At 62.2% G+C, this 17,855-nt stretch carries 20 protein-coding genes and 2 riboswitches; of the genes, 15 read left to right on the top strand and 5 right to left on the bottom strand.

Features of this window, described 5'->3' with window-relative positions; translation table 11 throughout:
• Window positions 1-8 precede the first annotated feature (8 nt).
• Genes GC1_RS06740 through GC1_RS06720 form a run of 5 tightly spaced genes read left to right on the top strand, consistent with a single transcriptional unit; the run spans window position 9 to window position 4,253 of the window.
• The gene (locus tag GC1_RS06740) at window positions 9-770 is read left to right on the top strand and encodes an ATP-binding cassette domain-containing protein (protein WP_019294578.1); all 762 of its coding nucleotides are present in this window, start codon (window positions 9-11) and stop codon (window positions 768-770) included.
• The gene (locus tag GC1_RS06735) at window positions 757-1,545 is read left to right on the top strand and encodes an ATP-binding cassette domain-containing protein (RefSeq protein ID WP_272946432.1); all 789 of its coding nucleotides are present in this window, start codon (window positions 757-759) and stop codon (window positions 1,543-1,545) included. The genes GC1_RS06740 and GC1_RS06735 overlap by 14 nt, the downstream gene beginning before the upstream one ends.
• Window positions 1,542-2,489 (top strand): ABC transporter permease, encoded by a 948-nt coding sequence (locus tag GC1_RS06730; RefSeq protein ID WP_019294580.1) that lies wholly within the window; start codon window positions 1,542-1,544, stop codon window positions 2,487-2,489. The genes GC1_RS06735 and GC1_RS06730 overlap by 4 nt, the downstream gene beginning before the upstream one ends.
• Window positions 2,486-3,331, top strand: a complete 846-nt coding sequence (locus GC1_RS06725; protein ID WP_019294581.1) for an ABC transporter permease — start codon at window positions 2,486-2,488, stop codon at window positions 3,329-3,331. Before GC1_RS06730 ends, GC1_RS06725 begins: the two co-directional genes overlap by 4 nt.
• Window positions 3,332-3,350: 19 nt before the next feature.
• Window positions 3,351-4,253 carry a DMT family transporter gene (locus GC1_RS06720; protein ID WP_019294582.1) on the top strand — a complete coding sequence of 301 codons (903 nt, stop codon included), beginning with the start codon at window positions 3,351-3,353 and terminating at the stop codon, window positions 4,251-4,253.
• 535 nt (window positions 4,254-4,788) lie between these two features.
• On the opposite strand, the gene GC1_RS06715 is transcribed toward GC1_RS06720, so the two are convergent.
• The 5 genes from GC1_RS06715 to GC1_RS06695 are packed head-to-tail and all read right to left on the bottom strand — an operon-like array spanning window position 4,789 to window position 8,205.
• Window positions 4,789-5,439 (bottom strand): energy-coupling factor ABC transporter ATP-binding protein, encoded by a 651-nt coding sequence (locus GC1_RS06715; RefSeq protein WP_019294583.1) that lies wholly within the window; start codon window positions 5,437-5,439, stop codon window positions 4,789-4,791.
• Window positions 5,426-6,214 (bottom strand): cobalt ECF transporter T component CbiQ, encoded by a 789-nt coding sequence (gene cbiQ, locus GC1_RS06710; protein ID WP_019294584.1) that lies wholly within the window; start codon window positions 6,212-6,214, stop codon window positions 5,426-5,428. Before cbiQ ends, GC1_RS06715 begins: the two co-directional genes overlap by 14 nt.
• The gene (locus GC1_RS06705; protein WP_019294585.1) at window positions 6,211-6,795 is read right to left on the bottom strand and encodes a cobalt ABC transporter permease; all 585 of its coding nucleotides are present in this window, start codon (window positions 6,793-6,795) and stop codon (window positions 6,211-6,213) included. The genes cbiQ and GC1_RS06705 overlap by 4 nt, the downstream gene beginning before the upstream one ends.
• Entirely contained in the window at window positions 6,792-7,409 is a 618-nt protein-coding gene (gene cbiM, locus GC1_RS06700) for a cobalt transporter CbiM (RefSeq protein WP_019294586.1), read from the bottom strand. The genes GC1_RS06705 and cbiM overlap by 4 nt, the downstream gene beginning before the upstream one ends.
• Before the next feature lie 10 nt (window positions 7,410-7,419).
• Window positions 7,420-8,205: a DUF4198 domain-containing protein gene (locus tag GC1_RS06695; protein ID WP_019294587.1), complete on the bottom strand. Its 786-nt coding sequence runs from the start codon at window positions 8,203-8,205 to the stop codon at window positions 7,420-7,422.
• A 143-nt stretch (window positions 8,206-8,348) separates the two neighbouring features.
• Window positions 8,349-8,563: riboswitch (cobalamin riboswitch) on the bottom strand.
• A 278-nt stretch (window positions 8,564-8,841) separates the two neighbouring features.
• Window positions 8,842-9,050, top strand: a riboswitch (cobalamin riboswitch).
• Window positions 9,051-9,210: 160 nt separating this feature from the next.
• Between GC1_RS06695 and GC1_RS06690 the strand changes: the two genes are divergently transcribed.
• The 10 genes from GC1_RS06690 to GC1_RS22600 all read left to right on the top strand — a co-directional run bounded on the left by GC1_RS06690 (window position 9,211) and on the right by GC1_RS22600 (window position 17,523).
• Window positions 9,211-11,094 (top strand): TonB-dependent receptor plug domain-containing protein, encoded by a 1,884-nt coding sequence (locus GC1_RS06690; protein ID WP_029204615.1) that lies wholly within the window; start codon window positions 9,211-9,213, stop codon window positions 11,092-11,094.
• Between the two features lie 3 nt (window positions 11,095-11,097).
• Window positions 11,098-11,934: an ABC transporter substrate-binding protein gene (locus GC1_RS22400; RefSeq protein ID WP_029204616.1), complete on the top strand. Its 837-nt coding sequence runs from the start codon at window positions 11,098-11,100 to the stop codon at window positions 11,932-11,934.
• Window positions 11,931-12,914: a FecCD family ABC transporter permease gene (locus tag GC1_RS06680; RefSeq protein WP_019294395.1), complete on the top strand. Its 984-nt coding sequence runs from the start codon at window positions 11,931-11,933 to the stop codon at window positions 12,912-12,914. The genes GC1_RS22400 and GC1_RS06680 overlap by 4 nt, the downstream gene beginning before the upstream one ends.
• Window positions 12,911-13,666, top strand: coding sequence for an ABC transporter ATP-binding protein (locus tag GC1_RS06675; RefSeq protein WP_019294396.1), 756 nt, complete (start codon window positions 12,911-12,913; stop codon window positions 13,664-13,666). The genes GC1_RS06680 and GC1_RS06675 overlap by 4 nt, the downstream gene beginning before the upstream one ends.
• On the top strand, window positions 13,666-14,322 hold the full coding sequence (locus tag GC1_RS06670) for an adenosylcobinamide amidohydrolase (RefSeq protein WP_019294397.1): 657 nt from the start codon (window positions 13,666-13,668) through the stop codon (window positions 14,320-14,322). Before GC1_RS06675 ends, GC1_RS06670 begins: the two co-directional genes overlap by 1 nt.
• Complete coding sequence (locus tag GC1_RS06665) at window positions 14,315-15,316, top strand: DUF6925 family protein (RefSeq protein WP_019294398.1); 1,002 nt, start codon at window positions 14,315-14,317, stop codon at window positions 15,314-15,316. The genes GC1_RS06670 and GC1_RS06665 overlap by 8 nt, the downstream gene beginning before the upstream one ends.
• Before the next feature lie 11 nt (window positions 15,317-15,327).
• Window positions 15,328-15,969 (top strand): MotA/TolQ/ExbB proton channel family protein, encoded by a 642-nt coding sequence (locus GC1_RS06660; RefSeq protein WP_019294399.1) that lies wholly within the window; start codon window positions 15,328-15,330, stop codon window positions 15,967-15,969.
• The gene (locus GC1_RS06655; RefSeq protein WP_019294400.1) at window positions 15,966-16,346 is read left to right on the top strand and encodes an ExbD/TolR family protein; all 381 of its coding nucleotides are present in this window, start codon (window positions 15,966-15,968) and stop codon (window positions 16,344-16,346) included. Before GC1_RS06660 ends, GC1_RS06655 begins: the two co-directional genes overlap by 4 nt.
• A gap of 5 nt (window positions 16,347-16,351) precedes the next feature.
• Window positions 16,352-16,735 carry a biopolymer transporter ExbD gene (locus GC1_RS06650; RefSeq protein ID WP_029204618.1) on the top strand — a complete coding sequence of 128 codons (384 nt, stop codon included), beginning with the start codon at window positions 16,352-16,354 and terminating at the stop codon, window positions 16,733-16,735.
• 422 nt (window positions 16,736-17,157) lie between these two features.
• Window positions 17,158-17,523 carry an energy transducer TonB family protein gene (locus GC1_RS22600; RefSeq protein WP_019294403.1) on the top strand — a complete coding sequence of 122 codons (366 nt, stop codon included), beginning with the start codon at window positions 17,158-17,160 and terminating at the stop codon, window positions 17,521-17,523.
• The last annotated feature ends 332 nt before the right edge of the window (window positions 17,524-17,855 follow it).

The following is a 17,855-nucleotide window of genomic DNA, read 5'->3' as shown; positions in this document are numbered from 1 at the left end:
CACCTTTGATGAAAATCGAGGCCCTGTCCGCCGAAATTGGCGGGCAGGGTATTCTGCATGATGTCAGTCTTGAGATGGCGCCGACAGAATGGCTGGCGGTTGTGGGCGGCTCCGGTGCGGGCAAATCTACTCTTTTGCGGGCCGTGATGGGCCTGACCCGCCCTGCGCGTCCGACCAGCGGGCACATTCTGTTCAACGGCGCGCAGCGTGCTTTTGCCTCGCCCGCAAAAACCACTCTGGATGGCATTGCATATGTGCCGCAAAGCCCGGCCCATGGCTTTGATCCGCTGCGCCGCCTGCGCTGGCAATGGGACCAGCTGGCCCGCCGCAAAAGGGTAAAACACACCTCACATCAGCGGGACATTCTATCGGCCCTTGGCCTGCCGGATCCGGGCGGTAGCTACCCGCATCAGTGGAGTCGAGGTATGCAGCAGCGTCTGTTGCTGGCGATGGCCCTGATGGATGCTCCGAAACTTTTGATCCTGGACGAGCCGACCTCAGCGCTGGATCCGCTGATTGCATCGCAGGTGCTGCAGGAAACCCGGCGCATCGCCGCGGAACATGAGATCGCGGTGATGATGGTGACCCACGACCTGGCGCTGGCCGCACGATTTGCAGGACGGATTGCAATTATGCAGCGCGGCCGGATTGTTGAGAGCGGAGTTTCTGACATCCTTTTGTCCAACCCGCAGCATACCTATTCCCGCGAGCTAGTGGCGCACCGCTGCTGGGACAAAGCCAAGCCAGAGATCAGCCATGCCGCCGAATGACCCGGTCTTTCAACTCGAAGGCCTGACAGTCAGGGCCGGAGACAAAGTGCTGTTGCAAGATGTTTCCTGTGACATCCAGCAGGGTGGAATGCTATGTGTCATCGGAGAAAGCGGCGCAGGTAAGTCTACCTTGCTGAAAGCCGTGCAGGGGTTTCTGCCCGCAACTTGCCGCAGGCTAGTGTTCACGCCCTCTGGCACGGATATCACCGGGGCTGTGCCAACGCACCCTGGCCTGCCGCAGACCCGCTGGGTAATGCAGGATCCATTGGCTGCTCTGAACCCGCGGCTGACACTTGGCGCCTCTATACAGGAAAGCCTTTACCGCCAAAACCTGACCGTCCAGGAGCGCAAGAGTGCCGTTCTTGCCGCACTGGAAGATGTCCAGCTGGGATCGGAGTTTTACAGCAGGTTCCCTGGTCAGGTCTCTCTGGGTCAGGCACAGCGGGCCTGTCTGGCGCGGGCCTTGATCGCCCGGCCCAAGCTCATCTTTTTTGATGAGCCGCTGAGCGCGCTGGATGCTCTGGTGCAAAAGAAGATCGCCCGCCAAATGGAAGTGCTGCGGCGCAAGACGCAGACCGCATATCTTGTGGTCACCCATGATCTGGGGTTCGCCGCGGCCTATGCTGATAAGGTTCTGGTTCTGCGCATGGGGCAGGTCGAAGCCTATCAGCCATGCGATGAGTTCATTGCCGCACCGGCCAGCCCCTATGCGGAAAACCTGATCGAGGCCGCCCGCAGCCTCGGCACATTGAGCCACGCCAGTGAGGCCGCATGAAGTATTTTCTGTCGCGCCTGCCGGGCCTTGCCTTTGTTCTGTTGGGGATCAGCCTGATTACCTTCACGCTCAGCTATTTCTCCCCCGGCGACCGAGCTGAGGCTATTGCCCATGCGCGCTACCCCGAAGAAATTGCCTTCCCACCAGAACTGCTCCAGGCCATTCGCGCCGAGTTCCACTTAGAGGAGCCGTTCTGGCTCCAGTACCTCTATTGGTTTGGCAATGTGCTGCGCGGTGATTTTGGCCTGTCGTATGCCTCGCAAACGTCGGTCTGGGACATTTTCATTGGCAATCTTGGTGAAACAGTGACCCTGTCGCTAACGTCTCTGGGGCTGGGGCTGGCTGTTGCGTTTCTGTTGGCCAGTCTTGCGGTGCGCCACCCGGGGACATGGCTGGACCGGGCTGCCGTGATGCTCTCCTCAGTCGGCGCAGCCATGCCGAGCTACTGGCTGGGCTTGCTGCTGATCCTGGGCTTTGCCGTGCATCTGGGGTGGTTCCCGTCATATGGCACCGGCACGCCCGCGCATCTGGTGCTGCCAGCGCTGACGCTGGCGTTCTGGGTGATGGCCTCGCAGACCCGTCTGCTTCGCAGCTTCATGCTGGAGGCGGCCAATCAGCCATTTGTCGAAACCCTGCGCCTGCGCGGCATTTCCGAGAGCGAGATCTTCTTTCGGCACGTGCTGCGCCACGCGATGGTGCCCGCTGTGACCATGATTGCGATCGACTTTGCTAGCCTGCTGGAAGGCGCGATCATCGTCGAGCTGACCTTTGCCCGGTCTGGGCTGGGGTCTTTGCTGGCTGGCTCCGTGCTGTCGCGCGACCTGCCTATGGTGATGTTTCTGGTGATGTTCTTTGCCGTTGCTTATGTCGTGATCAATTCACTGGCTGAGGCACTGCAGGCCGCCAGTGACCCGGCGACCCGCACGCAGGAGCAGAGGGTATGAGTGAGGTTCTCCTACAAAAAGGCGCCAAGCTGCCGGACAGCCCGCTGTCCCGGTTCAAGCGCAGAACAGGTCTGGTACTGGCGGTGCTGGCACTGGGGCTGTGCATCGGATTGTGGTTGACACCCTACCAGCCGGCACAGGCGGATTTTCTCAACCGACTGGCGCCGCCTGAACCTGCACACTGGTTCGGCACAGACCATCTGGGCCGCGATATTGGCACCCGGCTGCTTTATGGTGCGTTCTGGTCTCTGGGGCTGGCGCTTGTGGTGTCATTGGCGGGGCTGATCGCAGGGACGCTCGTCGGGCTGCTGGCTGCCCGTTCCGGTTCCTTCCCCGACGCCCTGCTGATGCGAGTGACAGACAGTTTCTTTGCCTTTCCGGAGCTTATCGCAGCGGTTGCCTTTGCCGGGCTGTTCGGCCCCAGCACTGTCAACCTAGTGGTTGCCCTGTCTCTGGTCAGTTGGATGAAATTCGCGCGGCTTGCCCGCAGTCTGGGGTTGACCATCGGAGAACGGGATTTTGTTATTCAGGCCCGCCTGAACGGCCTGACTGACTGGCTGATCCTGTGGCGCCACATTCTGCCGAATGTGCTGCCATCACTGCTGGTTCTTTGGACCAGCAGCTGGTCACGCACGATCCTTGCAGTGTCTGGGCTCAGCTTTCTGGGGTTCGGAGTGCAGCCGCCCACCGCCGAATGGGGGGCCATGCTGCTGGATGGCAAACCCTATATGCAGACCGCTCCTCACATTATGATTTTTCCGGGTCTGGCCGTGCTGGTTTCCGTGCTGGCAATCAATCTGGCTGGAGACAGGCTCCGAGACGTACTGGCACAGACCAGATAACCCACCAAGAGGCAAAACAATGGAAGCCACAGGTATCGCACTGCGCATCGGCGCAACCTTGTTTTTCACAGTCATGGTCGTGTTTGTGAAGCTGCTTGCCGACGAGGTCCCGTTAGGCCAGGTGGTGTTTTTTCGAAGCGCCGTCGCCCTGATACCACTGGTTCTGTTCCTGATGTGGACACGGGACTTTCCTAGCGGTTTGCGGACTAAACGACCCCTGTCCCATATTGCCCGCTGCCTACTGGGCTGCACTGCGCTGTTCGCCTCATTTGCTTCGCTAAAATACCTGCCGCTCGCCCATGCGTCGATCATAGGCTATCTGGCCCCGGTCCTGGCAGTGGTTCTGGCGCGATTCTTATTGGGTGAACAAGTGAACGGGATGCGCTGGTTTGCCGTTGTCCTGGGGTTCCTGGGAATGCTCGTTCTAGTGCTGCCTGGCTTGACTGCTGCGACACCGGATCAACCCTATTTGATCGGAGCAGGCCTGGCCTTCGCCATGGCGATCTTCACGGCCGGTGCCAAAATTCAGATCCGCAGCCTTGCTCAAACGGAAAACGCCGGAGCCATAGCCTTCTACTTTGCACTGACCTGTGCAGTGGCTGGGGGAGTTTCTGTGTTTTGGGGCTGGGTCCAGCCTGACTTTCTGCAGCTGGTCTACCTCTGCGGTGCAGGAATTGCAGGTGGCATTGCCCATATCATGATGACCCTTGCTCTGCAGCACAGCGAAATCTCAAAACTCGCACCATTCGAGTATCTGTCGCTGATTTTTGCCGTTTTAGCGGATTTCATGCTGTTCCGGCTTGTCCCAGACGGTGCTTTCTACCTTTCGACGCTGATGATCCTGGCCGCGATGTGGGCGATTACATTCAAAGACCGTGCAAAAGGAAGATCACCTGGACGGGAGCCAAGCAAACAAATGTAGGCTAGTTGCCTCACAACATAGTCTTTCATTGGAAATACCATAAACGACGGCTTTTTGCTGATCACGAAGTATGAAAATGGCGCAGGCGGCGAGCCAACTTTTGACCGCAAAGGGGCTCTCTTTTGCTGACTGCTCACGCGGCGAATCCGATGGCTCTGAGGCAACAGAAGCGGCCACCCAGAGTTACGGCCAAGTCCTTGAAATCGTGCGACCTGGAACGGTGACCAGACGTTCCCGTATCGGCAGCAGATGTTCGTGTGGCAGACGGCGAAATTTGACTGTGAGCCCAACTTGCTCATTGGCATTTCTAGCTGCGCGCGCTTGCTGCACACTGGATATCGCAGATGCAGAAAATTGCGCGCTGCCCCGCGGCGTTCAACGCGGCCATTGATCGGCGTTGCAGCATAGGTTGATCAGAGACGGATCAGGGACCGGACTTTGCGGATATTGGCCGCATTCGCAGCATGGCTAACCAGGAGCGGCGGTTTTTTAGCAGGAAGCGTGTGTGCTAAAGCCCTGTTCAGCCAAAAAACCGCTATACCCTTGTAAGTGTCCGCTCCATCAGGTGATACCCTGTTGGAGCAATCTGTTCACGGAACTCAGGATCATGGCTGACCAGCAGAACCGCCTGGTCAAGCTCTTTCAGAATCTCAGCCAGCCGTGCATAATTTTCTGGATCCAGCGCGTTGGTCGGCTCATCGAGTATGAGCACTTCCGGTTCCATTGCCAGAACCGTGGCCAGCGTCACCAGCCGTTTCTCACCGCCCGACAGCTTGTGGGTGACCCGGTCACGCAGGTGCATCAGCCGCAGGCGTGACAGTATTGCATCAACCACCGCCAGAGCTTCCTGCTTGGACTTGCCTAGGTTCAGCGGGCCGAAGGCGACATCTTCGGCCACAGTCGGGCAGAACAGCTGGTCATCGGCGTCCTGGAAAACGAACCCCACACGGCGGCGCACTTCGTGAAAGTCCGGTTCGCTGTTGCAAGGTTTTCCGAATGCTGTGACAGAACCGCTATCGGGTGCAATCAATCCCATGATGATTTTTAGGAGCGTGGATTTCCCTGCTCCATTTGGTCCGACAATCGACAGCCGTTCTCCCGCATTGAGCTTCATCGAGGCGCCTTCCAGCACCGGATCAAGCCCAGGGTAGGCAAAATGAATATCATTCAGATCAAGAAGCGGCATAAAAGGCCTCTGCCCAGATCAGGGCGGCAAGGGCGGCGGTAAGTGCCGCGGCAAACAACAGGTCCGCCCTGCGCAGGCGGAAGTCTTCCAGGAGGATGATACGGCCGGAGAAGCCCCGGCATTTCATCGCCGCCAGAATGCGTTCCGACCGTTCAATGGCGCGCACCAGCATCATCCCCACCAGATAGCCGTAGCTGCGGTAGGTGTGCCAGTTGGTGCCGGGGCGGAAGCCGCGCAGCTTCATCGAGGTGCTCAGGCGCTGGTATTCCTCGCGCAGGACATCGATGTAGCGGATAGTGAACATCATCAGATGCACCAGCCGCTCCGGCGTCTTGAGGGCAAAGAGAGCATGTCCCATCGTCACGGGCTCCATGGACCCGACCAGCGTCATGACCGCCAGGATGACGGCATTTGCGGTCAGGGCAATCTCGGCCGCGCGCCGCAGGCCTTCCCAGCTCGCCTCCAGCCCCCAAACAGAAAGGACTGGGGTGCCCGGAACAGTGAACGGCAGCAGCACCAGCATGAAGATGATGAAACTGTCCATCATCGCCATCCGCTTCAGCGTCTTCCGGGGCGGCAGCCCGGAGAAAGCCAGTAGCCACATCGACAGGCCAAGCGCAGCTGACAGCACCCAAAGGTTGCTAAGGGAGACCACCACAACGGCATAGACCGCGGTCATTACGATGCGCATCCGCGGGTCAAGCGCGGTGACCTTGGCGCGGAAGGCACCGATGCCACTGAGCGGCCTTTCGGCGCCTGTCAGGACATAGGTCATGCTTTGCCACCGATTCTGCGCCGCGCAGCGATGTAAAAGCCCAGACCAAAAAGACCAAAGATGTAGCCGATGCCGCCAAGAACAGACTGAAAATCGGACTTGTTCTTAAACGCGGTAAGCTCCTGCCGAAGCGGGCGCAATTCATTGCGCATCATGGTGGCAAGCTCAGCGCGGGCCTGATCGGACAAACCGGCAGACCTGGAGGCCGAAGTGACGTCTGCGGTGCTAGTCGCCGCAAGCGCTGCCATGCTTGGGCTTTGGCCCATGATCTGTGCGACCTCTGCGGCGTCCATGATCACTTCGGCAACATGGCCGGCACCAAGGTCGCCGCGGAAGATATGCGTCACCGGTTCTGACGGGGTGAACAGGAAGAAGCCGTCAGCGTCGGTCCTGGTTTCACCCAGTTTGCCGCCAGCCTCGTCAAAGACCTCGATCAGCAAGTCCGCAGCCATATCACCATTGGAAAAGCCGACCTCGCCCTCAATGTCCGATCCAGATGGAAACACCGAGGAAATCACATTGTGCGCCAATGCCGGCAGCGGTGCCAGCAGGGCAAGGATCAGCACGCAGGAGCGGATCATGCCAGGCTTCCTTTCGTGTCAACAAACAGTTCGGGCTTCACCCGCCGGGCCAGGAAAATGGCGGCGCCGGACAACAGCGCCTCGATCAGCATCACTGGGATATGGGAAAAGAACACAAGCTTGGCGGCAAGGATGAACTCATCACCGGACAGCATCAGCGATACTGCGACTGCGAGGGTTGTGAAGGCAATTGCTGCACCGCCGCCAATGCCGCCCCAGATAGCCCCCTGCAGCGGCGAGCCGCGCGCCACCAGCGGCCGGAACATCAGGCCGACCAGAACAGCGGGCAGGGCAATATTCACGGCGTTCACGCCCAACACGGTCAGCCCGCCGAAGCCGAAGAAGACCGCCTGCAGGAGAAGCCCGACAAACAAAGCCGGGAACGCGGCCCAGCCCAGCACCAGCCCGGCAAGGCCATTTAGGATCAGGTGAACCGAACTGGGCCCGATCGGGACATGGATCAGGGAGGCCACAAAGAAACTGGCCGACAGAACACCCGCCGCGGGAATCCGCTCCAGCGGCAGGTTGCGCAGACCCATGGCAATACCGCCGACGGCGGAAACCGCGCCGCCGATCACAACCGGGTTCGACAGTGCGCCGTCTACGATATGCATCGGTCTACTTTCACTTCAGCTCTTCTGCGTGGATCCACAGAACAGCATCCTGGCTGAGTTCCTTGCCGTCGTGCTCGGTCGCCGGACCGGACCCGAGTGCCGCAAAGCCCCAGTAGCCTGCTTTCGGAATGCCAAAGGAAAAAACGCCGTTCTGGTCGGCGATGGCAACAATTGCGCCGCCCGGCATCTCACCCACGGTGGGATCAGTGGTTGAGAATTTTTCCAGATCCGGCTCCGACGCCATGAACTCGACTTCGATCTCGGCACCCGGAACCGGCTTGCCGTCCGCCAGAACCTGACCGGAAAAGGTGGAGCCTACGATGACGTTATAGGGCTTGTTCAGCGGCAGGATCTCGGTCGCCAGGCCAGCCGGCTGGTCCCAGTCTGTGGGCAGCGTGTTGCGGTTCAGCACGACCTTGGAGATCTGCTGGATATAGATGTCTTCACTTTCCTCGTAGTAAGGCGAAGGGACCGTCACCACGACATAGTCGCCGGACCGCTTGACCGGGACCGAGGCCTTGTAAGCCGAAGCTTCGTTTTCAGCCCCTTTGAAGGTGGCGGGTTCCAGGCGGTCCGACAGGTCGGTCTTTTCACCTTTGTGGATCATGAAAAACTCTTCCGGCTTGCCCATGTCCATCGCATGGCCGTTGGCCATCGGGTGCCAGAACACCAGGCCCATCGGCACGTCGCCGGGCTTTTCGATCAGCGCTTGTTCAGTGTAGTTCAGCTGGAAATGCGCCGAAGCGGTAACCGGCAGGGAAACGGCCAGAGCAGCGGCCAGGTAGTTCAGTTTCATTTCGTCCTCATTCGACGATACAGGCGCACCTGCAATCAGGAATGAACAACGGGGAGTAGCGGCACGGAAACGCCTGAACGGCACACGCGCCAGACGCGCACCCCGGCGTCCGGTGGAAAAGGGCAGTAACCCCGCAAGCGGAGCCTCAGTCCCCGTGTCCGGCAGGTCTCCTGACTCGCGGGTCCTGGCTCGGCTGGCCTTCCCGGGGATGTTCCCAGTGGCGTATTCAGCGTCACTCACCGCTCACAGTTGCGGGGGCAGTCACGGATTTGGTCCCTTTTGGGTACGCCGCACCGTGTTCCCTATTTCTTCCGCTGCGCATTGAAACACTCGCGGAACCGGTCACCTTGGCTGAATGGCAAACCGAAATTTCTGAGTCAAGAGAATCATGTTCTGTTCACTTGGCCGTCCGGTGCCGATGGTTTTTCTCCTGCAGTGCTGCAGGGATCAATAGGCAGGCATGTTCCTATCAGAGGAACGGGGAAACACCGCTGCCTTTCGAAGTTTTTTGTATGCGTAATCAATCATCGTCACTTGAAAAATTGGAAAGGCAAATTCGGCGATATGGATGCCAGCCCAAGGCCATTTCTACTCAGGTTGCGAATTCTCCCGCTTGACAGAATAAGTTCAGTTTGCCTAAGCCCCGACCATTCTGGTCCGGCTGGGAGACCACCCGGTTAAAAGGGAACACGGTGAGGTGTAGCCAACAGGCGCCGAATCCGTGACTGCCCCCGCAACTGTGAGCGGAGAGCAATGCTGCGGTATGCCACTGCCCCAAGGGGCGGGAAGGCGCAGCAAAGCCTCGACCCGCAAGTCAGGAGACCTGCCAGGATGATCACCCTATCGCGGTGCGGGGCGCGCCGAAGATAACGGACCTTCCGTAGTGGTGGCAGTTTTCACCGTCTGCGGGGGCATTGCCTTCCAAAGACCAAAATTATGAACATGCTGCCCGGTATGGGCAGCCGCTTGGCCTGTGCTTGCTGCGTGGGCCGGGAGGAATGGAATATGCGCAAGGCAAGCCTGTCCCTGGCCGCCGCCCTGGCCGCCGCCCCTGTAATCGCAACCGCTCAGGATGAAGAAGTCACCGATCTGGGGGAGATCATCGTCTCCGGCGGCTTCACGCCGGTCGAGGCCCAGAAGTACGGCCGCTCCGTCTCGGTCCTGACCAGCGAGGAGATCGATGATCGCGGCATCACCACCGTCCAGGACGCGCTGCGTTCGGTACCCGGCCTGATGGTGAGCGGCTCCGGCGACAGCTTTACTCAGGTCCGCATCCGCGGCGCAGAAGCCAATCACACACTGATCCTGATCGACGGCGTCGAAGCCTCGGGCGGTGACAGCGAGTACATTCTGGCCGGCCTGGACACTGCCAATATCGAGCGGATCGAAGTCCTGCGCGGCCCGCAATCGGTGTTCTACGGCTCCAACGCCTCGGCCGGTGTGATCAACATCATCACCAAGTCCGGCGGCATCGGCACGGAATACGGCGGCAGCGCGGAAGCGGGGTCCGACGGCTACCGGGCCTCGGCCCGGGTTTCGTCGCGGACCGAGCGCGGCGGTATCGCCTTCAGCTTCGCCCATGACAATGACGACGGCTATGACACCTCGGGCGATGGCGGTGAAGAAGACGGCATCCGCCGCAATACACTGCAATTGAAAGGCGACTACCTGGTCACCGACCGGCTGAAACTTGGCTTCAACTTCCGCACGTCGGATGAACGCTATGACAGCGACCGCACCTCCTTCACCGCAACGGATGCGGCTAGCTATGTCGTGGATGATCCGACGCAATTCAGTGACCGGGATGAGCAACTGGCGCAAGTCTATGCTGAACTGGACACATTGGGCGGCCGCCTGAAACACCGCCTGTCAATCGAACGCACTGACTTTGACCGGTCCTTCAATGGCGGCACCCCGACCGAGACCAAAACGGAAGCAGCAAAGTACCTGCTGAGCTTCGGCCTGGACGGGCAGTTAGCGGATCAAGCAGACCACCTTCTTAACGCGATGCTGGAATGGGAAATGGACTCCAGCAGTTCCAACCCGGCCTTTGCGCGCGAAACCAATTCGATTGCCCTGGAATACCGCGGCAGCTTTGCCAACGGCCTGGACCTGCAGCTCGGGGTGCGCCACGACAACAACAGCGTATTCGAAGACGCCACCAGCTGGACCGCCAGTGCTTCTTACACTTTTGCAGACAGCGGTGTGCGCCTGCACAGCTCGGCTGGAACCGGTGTTGTGAACCCCTCTTACTTTGAGCTGTTTGCCAACAGCACATTCGGCTCCACCACCTATCTCGGCAATCCGAACTTGCAGCCGGAGGAAAATCGCAGCTTCGATTTCGGGATTGAGGTGCCGTTCCTTCAAGGGCGCGGCCTGGTTGATGTGACCTATTTCGACGAGACGCTGAAAGGCGAGATCGAGAGCTACATGGTGAACGCAACCACGTTCTCCTACCGCAACCAAGCCGGTGACAGTGATCGCAAGGGTGTTGAGCTGGCAGCAAGCCTGGAAGCCAGCGAATACCTCGATCTGCGTCTGTCCTACACCTATCTGGACGCCACCAACCCCGATGGCTCGGTCGAGATCCGCCGCCCGGAGCACGAGCTTCTGCTGAGTGCCACACTGGATACTTTCAATGGCCGCGGCTCTGTCACCGCGGACATCCGGCATGTGGCAGGCAATTGGGACAGCCAGTTCTTTGGCTCGTTTGCCACCGCTGAGCTGCCGGATTACACAACCTTTGATGTGGCTGCTCAGTATGAGCTGACGGATAACGTGGTGCTGACTGGGCGCGTCACCAACCTGTTCGACGAGGACTACGCCGACGTCTGGGGCTACGCCAAGCGCGGCCGCGCCGCCTATATCGGCGTGCGGGCCTCGTTCTGACCCATGCGCAGGCTCCCCGGCATAGCCCTGGCCCTTTTGTGGGCCGCCACCGGTACTTTTGCCGGGCCATCGCGCGTGGTGTCGATGAACCTCTGCACTGACCAGCTGGCGATGCTGCTTGCGGCGCCCGGCCAGCTGGCCTCGGTCTCCTACATCGCGCAGGACACACGCGCCTCGGCCATGGCGGACGCGGCCATGGCCTATCCCGCCAACCACGGGCTGGCCGAAGAGATCTATCTGCTGCAGCCCGACCTGGTGATTGCCGGCGCCTATTCGACACCTGCCACCACGGATATGCTGCGCCGTCTTGGCGTGCCGGTGGTGGTGTTCGAGCCCGCCAGCTCGCTGCAGGATGTGCGCGCACGTATCTTGCAGATGGGTCAGGTTCTGGGCCGCGAAGAAGCGGCCCACGCACTGCTGGCAGACTTCGACAAGCGACTGGCAACGCTTGAGCAAGCCGGACCGGAGGCGGCACGCGCCGCGCTTTATGCCGCCAACGGGTTCACTTCCGGCAGTATGACCCTCGCGGGCCGGATCCTGCGCGCGGCGGGGCTGCGCAATATCGCGGATGAACTGGGCTATGCGCACTCCGGTCATATGCCGCTGGAACTGCTGGCGTTGGCCGCGCCGGATCTGCTGATCGGCACGTCGCCCTATCCGCGCGCCTCGCGCAGTGAGGACAATCTGGCGCATCCGGTGGTGCGGCAGCTGGCCGCCCGCAGCGGCGCCGGGCAGATGCGCGATGCGGATTGGGTCTGCGGCACCCCGCATGTGCTGCGCGCGGTGGAAACCCTGGCCGCAGAGCGCCGTCTGTTCATGGAGAAGGAGAGCCGGGAATGACCCGTCTGATGCTGGTTCTGGCCGCAGCGGTGCTGGCGCTGTTCCTGCTGTCGCTCACGGTGGGGCCGGCCGATGTGGGCGCCGGCGAAAGCCTGGCCGCTCTGTTTGACGAGGGTTACGGGCCGCTCACCCTGGTGATGCGGGAAATCCGGCTGCCGCGGGCGCTGCTGGCAGTGATTATCGGCGGCGGGCTGGGGCTGGCGGGTGCCGAGATGCAGGGCTACCTGCGCAACCCGCTGGCTGAGCCAGGGCTGATCGGTGTGTCCTCCTCGGCGGCGCTGGGGGCGGTGCTGGCGATCAACACCGGGCTGGCGGCCAGCCTCACCTTGGGCCTGCCGCTGGCGGCGCTGGCCGGTGCTCTGGCAGGTGTGTTTCTGGTGATGGCGCTGGCCGGGCCGCAGGGCGGCTCGCTGACGCTGATCCTGGCGGGCATTGCGATTTCAGCGATGGCGGCGGCGCTGACCTCGCTGGTGCTGAACTTGTCGCCCAACCCCTTTGCCGCCAATGAGATCGTGTTCTGGATGATGGGCTCGCTGGCGGACCGCTCGATGCTGCATGTCTGGCTGGTGCTGCCCTTTGCGCTATCGGGGGGCGCGATCCTGCTGACACTGGCGCGGGGTCTGGATGCGCTGACCCTTGGCGAGGATGCGGCGCAGACCATGGGGATGAACTTGAACCGGCTGCGGCTGCTGTTGGTTGTCGGGACTGCCGCCATTGTCGGCGGCGCCACTGCTGTGGCGGGCGCTATCGGCTTCATCGGCTTGGTGGTGCCGCATATCCTGCGCCCGCTGGTTGGCGGCCTGCCGTCGCGGCTGCTGTGGGCCTCGGCACTTGGCGGCGCCATCATGCTGCAACTGGCTGACATTGCGGTGCGGGTAATCCTGCCGTCGCGGGACCTCAAGCTGGGAGTGGTCACCGCCCTGGTCGGCGCGCCGCTGTTCCTGCACCTGATCTATAAGACGCGGAAGGGGCTGGCATGAGCGTGCTTTCGGTCCGGAACCTCTCCGTCACCTTGCGGAACCGCCCGGTGCTCCGCGATGTGTCCTTTGAAATCCAAACAGGTGAATTCGTCGGCCTGCTGGGGCCAAACGGCGCTGGCAAAAGCAGCCTGATGCGCGCCGCCCTGGGGCTGATCCCGGCGAAGGGGCACAGCTCGCTGGCGGAGATGAGTGCCGCGGAACGCGCCCGCGCGGCGGCCTGGATGCCGCAATCGCGCGAAATCGCTTGGCCGATCCCGGTAGAGCGGCTGGTGGCGCTTGGCCGCCTGCCGCATCTGCCTCAGGGGCTGCGGCTGCCGCCCGGCGATCAGGCGCTGGTCGACCAGTCGATTGAGCGCATGGGGCTCAGCCCGTTCCGTCAGCGCGCCGCCTCCCGCCTGTCCGGCGGCGAGCAGGCCCGCGCGCTGATTGCCCGTGCATTGGCGCAGGACACGCCGCTCTTGATGGCCGATGAACCTGCCGCCGGGCTGGACCCGGCGCATCAGATCTCCACTATGGAGGTCTTTGCCAGCCTCGCTGCCGAAGGCCGCGCCGCGCTGGTCTCGCTGCATGACTTGGGACTGGCGGCGCGCCATTGCACAAGGCTGATCCTGCTGGCCGAAGGCAGCATCCTCGCCGACGGGCCGCCCGCCGAAGTGCTGACACCGAACTTGATGGCGCGCGCCTTTGGCATCTCGGTCTGGCATGAGACAACGGCGCAAGGGCCGGTGTTCCAGCCGCTGGAGGTTCTGTAATGGGCGCGGTCACCCTGGAACGCCCCTGGATCGAGTTTGACCTCGGCGCAGAGATGCAAGTGCTGAGCTGGGCTGTGAACCGCCCCGGCCTTGTTACCGCCCGCCGCATCCTGTGGCGCGAAGTCCGCAACAGCGACCTGCCGCGTGATCTGGATGTCACCGAGTGGTTCGCGGGTGAACTGGCGCAGAGGGGCTGCGAGGATGCCGTGGCCTTCCTGACCTCGCGGGATGTGCGCCGCTATTGCGAGGCCTCAGCCACTGTAGAAGGCATCAGCGCTCATGCGGTGGCCACTGTCGGCTTGTCCAATGCCGAACGGGTCGGCAGCCGGATGGACTACGCCAGCCGCAACTGGGGGACCATCAATGTCGCACTGCGCCTCTCCGAAGGGCTGACCCACGCCGGACTGATCGAAGCGATGAGCATCGCGGTCCAGGCCCGCACCGCAGCAGTGATGGACGCTGACATCATTTTGCCAAGCGGAACGGCGACCGGCACCGGAACCGACTGCGTCGCACTAGCTGCTCCCGCTGGCGCAAACCCCTATGCCGGGCTGCACACTGCCACCGGCGAAGCCATCTGCAAAGCCGTTTACCAGGCCGTCCACACAGGCGCCCTGGAATGGAAATCAACCAACAGGAGGGCAGCACATGCCTGAGCTTCAACAGGTGCTGAAAGATGCGCTGATGCAAGAAGATTGCGGCTGGAACATGGGGTCCTTTGGCGCCATTGCCGAGTTCCACCATGTCTATGGCGACTCGGCCCCGCAGGAGCATGCCGGGCTTATGCAGGTACCCCCCCGCGGCGGCGTGCGCATCGACACCCTGGAAGGCGTGCGCCCGGTCGCCTATGAGACACTCAGTCCAAAGCCGCACCGCTGGACGCAAGCCGTGTCGCTGTGCTTGCCGCACGATGACGCCGCGATGAACCAGCGCGGTGCGCTGACCGCGCTTGGCCCCGACGAAGATGCGCTGCGCGGCGAAGACCGCGGCGCCCAGTTGTTCGACATGGGGTTGGGCCAGTACCAGGCGGATTTCTGCATCCGCACCGCCGACCCTGAGCTGCTGGAGGTGCTGAACGAAAACGCCGGCCGCTCGCTGTTTGAGCACGGCAACCCAGCGATGGGGGCAATCCTGAAGCACCATCCGCACCGGGTGCTGCTGACCCGCCTTGGCCGGGTCGAAGTTTATCAAATGATCGGCGATCCCGACACCGGCGGCAAGTCTCCCGAAGGCCCGCACACCCATGTGCTGCCCAAACTGCTGCGTGCCGAGCGCACTCATTCCGCCAACACGCCCATCCCCGAAGGCTGGGTGCCCTGCTGCGGCGTCCATCCTGAGAACCCGGTGATAGGCCGCCTGGGCGAGGACAAGGTCTTCAACCGCGCCGCCTTTGACGCGTTCCGGAAACTGCTGAGCACTTGGGGCGCCGAAGCATACTGCCAGGGCAAGCAGGCGGTCTGGGAGCTGCTGGAGACGGAAATTCCGGCTGAGGATGCCGTAGAGCCCGACACCCGCGAAGGCCGGGCCGGCTGGCGCAATGGCATCCGGCAATGGCGGGTGCTGCATGGTCCGAACCGGTTGACCGAGGCTTACGCCGAACGCTTTGACCGCGGTGCTGAGCAAACCGACCCGGAAAATCCGGGCCACTGACGGAGGCTGCGATGTCCCTTGCCCCTCTCCTCGAATTCATGGCCCGCGGCGGCCCCGCCCTGTGGGTGATCGCGGCGCTGTCGGTGCTGACCTTGGCGCTGTTCTTCTGGCAGGTGATCGGGCTTGCACAGGCGGGCGTCTGGCGCAAGCCACGGGCTGAAGTCTGGCTCGATCAATGGAGTGCAGGGGACACCCCGCCTATCAGCGCGGGCCGCACGCCGCTGGATCGGCTAACGCAGTCCGCGATGCGGGCACGTCTGACACCTGAGTTCAGCTCGGTGACCGCGGAAAAGGAGACCACCCGCATTGCCAAGGCAGAGCTGGCGGGCCTCCGCCGCGGCCTGCGCCCGCTGGAGCTGATTGCCGCCATAGCACCTCTGGTCGGGCTCCTTGGCACCGTTCTGGGAATGATCGGCGCGTTCCAGGCCCTGCAGGAAAGCGGCAGCGGCGCTGACCCTTCGGTGCTGGCCGGCGGCATTTGGGAGGCGCTGCTGACCACGGCGGCGGGCATGGCGGTGGCAATCCCGGCCTCGGCTCTTGCCTCCTGGATCGAGGGGCTGGCTGAGCGTGAGCAAGCCGCAATGGAGGACGCCGCCACCCGTGTGTTCACTGCGGCAGCCGCCCGTCCGGCACTGCGGCACGCCGCAGAATGACACTTGCCTTTGGAACACCGCGCGCGAAAAGGCGCCTCAGCCTCGCACCAATGATCGACGTGGTGTTTCTTCTGCTGGTGTTCTTCATGCTCGCCTCGCAATTCGGCCGCGACCGGGTGGTGCCATTGGCCATGGGCGGCGCGGGCAGCACCTATCAGGGGCCGCCGCGGCTGGTTCTGGTGACTGCTGAAGGGCTGCGGCTGAACGGGGTTCCAGTGGAGGAAGAAGCCCTGGCGGAGAGGTTGACTGCGCTGACCCACAAGAAATCGGATGCGATCATCCTGCAACCGGACGCCAACGCCTCGCTGCAGCAGCTGATGGATGCGGCTGGTCTGCTGTCCGGAGCCGGCTTCACCGGCCTGGTGGTGATGGAGTGAGCGGCATGAATTTCTCGACCCCCCAAAAGCGGCAAGCAGGCGAGCCAATCCTGCCGATGATCAATGTGGTGTTCCTGCTGCTGATCTTCTTCCTTCTGTCCTCACAAATCGCGCCACGCGCGCCCTTTGCGGTGACCCCGCCGGAGCTGGAAAGCGGTGAACCTCCGATGCGGGAGGCGGTGCTGTTCATGGCCGCAGACGGCCAGCTGCATTTCTCCGGGGCTGAAGGCGGGGACGCCCTGGCCGCTGTTGCGGCGCAGGCAGCAGAACTTGAGGTCCTAACTCTGCGCGCCGATGCCGAGGTGCCTGCCCGCGAGGTTGCGGCGCTGATCTCCCGGCTGCGCGACGCAGGCATCAAGGCTGTCAGCCTGACAGGCACAGGCTCTTGACCCGGCGCGCCTTGTTCCCCGCCTGCCTTGCCGCCGCCGCTGTGCTGCACGCCTTGCCATTTCTGACAATGCGCGAGGGCGGCACAAGGGCAGCCGGCTTCGGCAGCAGCGGCAGCGGGCAAGTGACACTGGCGGCCGCCTCTGAGGCGCTGACGCAGCAGGTCTCTGACTGGAACCGTCCGCCGGAGATCCACACGCCAGCGCCTGCCAAGGCTCCGGCCGACCCACCGCAGCAGCCTGTGCAGGCTGCCGCTCCGGCTGCGCCTTATGCCCCGCACGCTCCGGCAGCTGTCAGTTCGCCTGTGCTTGCCGCTGCACTCGCCGCGGACACAGCACCTGCGCGGCAAGTATCACCGCCGCCTCCACCACCTCCGCCCGCTGCAGCGGCACCCGGCCCATCCCCCGCACCTTCAACGGAAAGTATGCAAGAGCAAGCTGCCGGCAGCAGCCGCCAACAGGCCAAGGGCGACGGCGGCGCAGATGCGGCCACCACCGGAGATACAAAGCGCACTGCCAGTCTCAAGAACCGCTGGGGCGCAGCAATCATCTCACGGATCGAGCGGCAGAAACGCCCGCCCCGCGGCGGCGGGGAGGGGACAGTGCGGCTGCACCTGACGGTCTCAAACCAGGGGCGTTTGATGACCGTTACTGTTACCCGAAGCTCCGGCAACGCCAAGTTAGATCAAGCGGCAGTAGCCGCGGTAAAAAGAGCCCGTATGCCGCGTGCTCCCAAAGCCCTGGCACCCGGCGGCTACAGCTTTACATTCCGGACGACCTTTACCGGCTGACTGCAGCTTTCTCCGGCCTCTTCACATAGTGAAACATTAGGTAGCCTGCGAAGGGCATGGAAAGAGACAAGCCTTATACTGCCCCAAAAACCGCCATTCCAGCCCGCTGGCAACGTTCAAAGGGTCGATGTCTCGTTTTCAATAGATCGCCAGACCTCCCATTTGAACGTCCGATTTAATGGCGCAAAATTTGTGGAAGGCTGGCTGCCGCGAACTTTTGCCTTCCGCCCGGCGAGCATGAACGACCCCGGTGATCTGCTATAAGGACGAAGGTTCGCAATACGGCGGCCTGCAGCCATTGTCCCCGGCGACGGGAGCGACGGCTTTGTCCG

This window comes from Leisingera sp. ANG1, assembly GCF_000203975.2.
Classification (GTDB): domain Bacteria; phylum Pseudomonadota; class Alphaproteobacteria; order Rhodobacterales; family Rhodobacteraceae; genus Leisingera.
Note: the sequence above shows the minus strand (reverse complement) of the source record. Positions and strands in the feature narration are given on the sequence as shown.

Bases quoted from the DNA above. Each gene is read 5' to 3' on its own strand.
- GC1_RS06740 (WP_019294578.1), top strand. From the start codon at position 9: ATGAAAATCGAGGCCCTGTCCGCCGAAATTGGCGGGCAGGGTATTCTG.
- GC1_RS06735 (WP_272946432.1), top strand. From the start codon at position 757: ATGCCGCCGAATGACCCGGTCTTTCAACTCGAAGGCCTGACAGTCAGG.
- GC1_RS06730 (WP_019294580.1), top strand. From the start codon at position 1,542: ATGAAGTATTTTCTGTCGCGCCTGCCGGGCCTTGCCTTTGTTCTGTTG.
- GC1_RS06725 (WP_019294581.1), top strand. From the start codon at position 2,486: ATGAGTGAGGTTCTCCTACAAAAAGGCGCCAAGCTGCCGGACAGCCCG.
- GC1_RS06720 (WP_019294582.1), top strand. From the start codon at position 3,351: ATGGAAGCCACAGGTATCGCACTGCGCATCGGCGCAACCTTGTTTTTC.
- GC1_RS06715 (WP_019294583.1), bottom strand. From the start codon at position 5,439: ATGCCGCTTCTTGATCTGAATGATATTCATTTTGCCTACCCTGGGCTT.
- cbiQ (WP_019294584.1), bottom strand. From the start codon at position 6,214: ATGACCTATGTCCTGACAGGCGCCGAAAGGCCGCTCAGTGGCATCGGT.
- GC1_RS06705 (WP_019294585.1), bottom strand. From the start codon at position 6,795: ATGATCCGCTCCTGCGTGCTGATCCTTGCCCTGCTGGCACCGCTGCCG.
- cbiM (WP_019294586.1), bottom strand. From the start codon at position 7,409: ATGCATATCGTAGACGGCGCACTGTCGAACCCGGTTGTGATCGGCGGC.
- GC1_RS06695 (WP_019294587.1), bottom strand. From the start codon at position 8,205: ATGAAACTGAACTACCTGGCCGCTGCTCTGGCCGTTTCCCTGCCGGTT.
- GC1_RS06690 (WP_029204615.1), top strand. From the start codon at position 9,211: ATGCGCAAGGCAAGCCTGTCCCTGGCCGCCGCCCTGGCCGCCGCCCCT.
- GC1_RS22400 (WP_029204616.1), top strand. From the start codon at position 11,098: ATGCGCAGGCTCCCCGGCATAGCCCTGGCCCTTTTGTGGGCCGCCACC.
- GC1_RS06680 (WP_019294395.1), top strand. From the start codon at position 11,931: ATGACCCGTCTGATGCTGGTTCTGGCCGCAGCGGTGCTGGCGCTGTTC.
- GC1_RS06675 (WP_019294396.1), top strand. From the start codon at position 12,911: ATGAGCGTGCTTTCGGTCCGGAACCTCTCCGTCACCTTGCGGAACCGC.
- GC1_RS06670 (WP_019294397.1), top strand. From the start codon at position 13,666: ATGGGCGCGGTCACCCTGGAACGCCCCTGGATCGAGTTTGACCTCGGC.
- GC1_RS06665 (WP_019294398.1), top strand. From the start codon at position 14,315: ATGCCTGAGCTTCAACAGGTGCTGAAAGATGCGCTGATGCAAGAAGAT.
- GC1_RS06660 (WP_019294399.1), top strand. From the start codon at position 15,328: ATGTCCCTTGCCCCTCTCCTCGAATTCATGGCCCGCGGCGGCCCCGCC.
- GC1_RS06655 (WP_019294400.1), top strand. From the start codon at position 15,966: ATGACACTTGCCTTTGGAACACCGCGCGCGAAAAGGCGCCTCAGCCTC.
- GC1_RS06650 (WP_029204618.1), top strand. From the start codon at position 16,352: ATGAATTTCTCGACCCCCCAAAAGCGGCAAGCAGGCGAGCCAATCCTG.
- GC1_RS22600 (WP_019294403.1), top strand. From the start codon at position 17,158: ATGCAAGAGCAAGCTGCCGGCAGCAGCCGCCAACAGGCCAAGGGCGAC.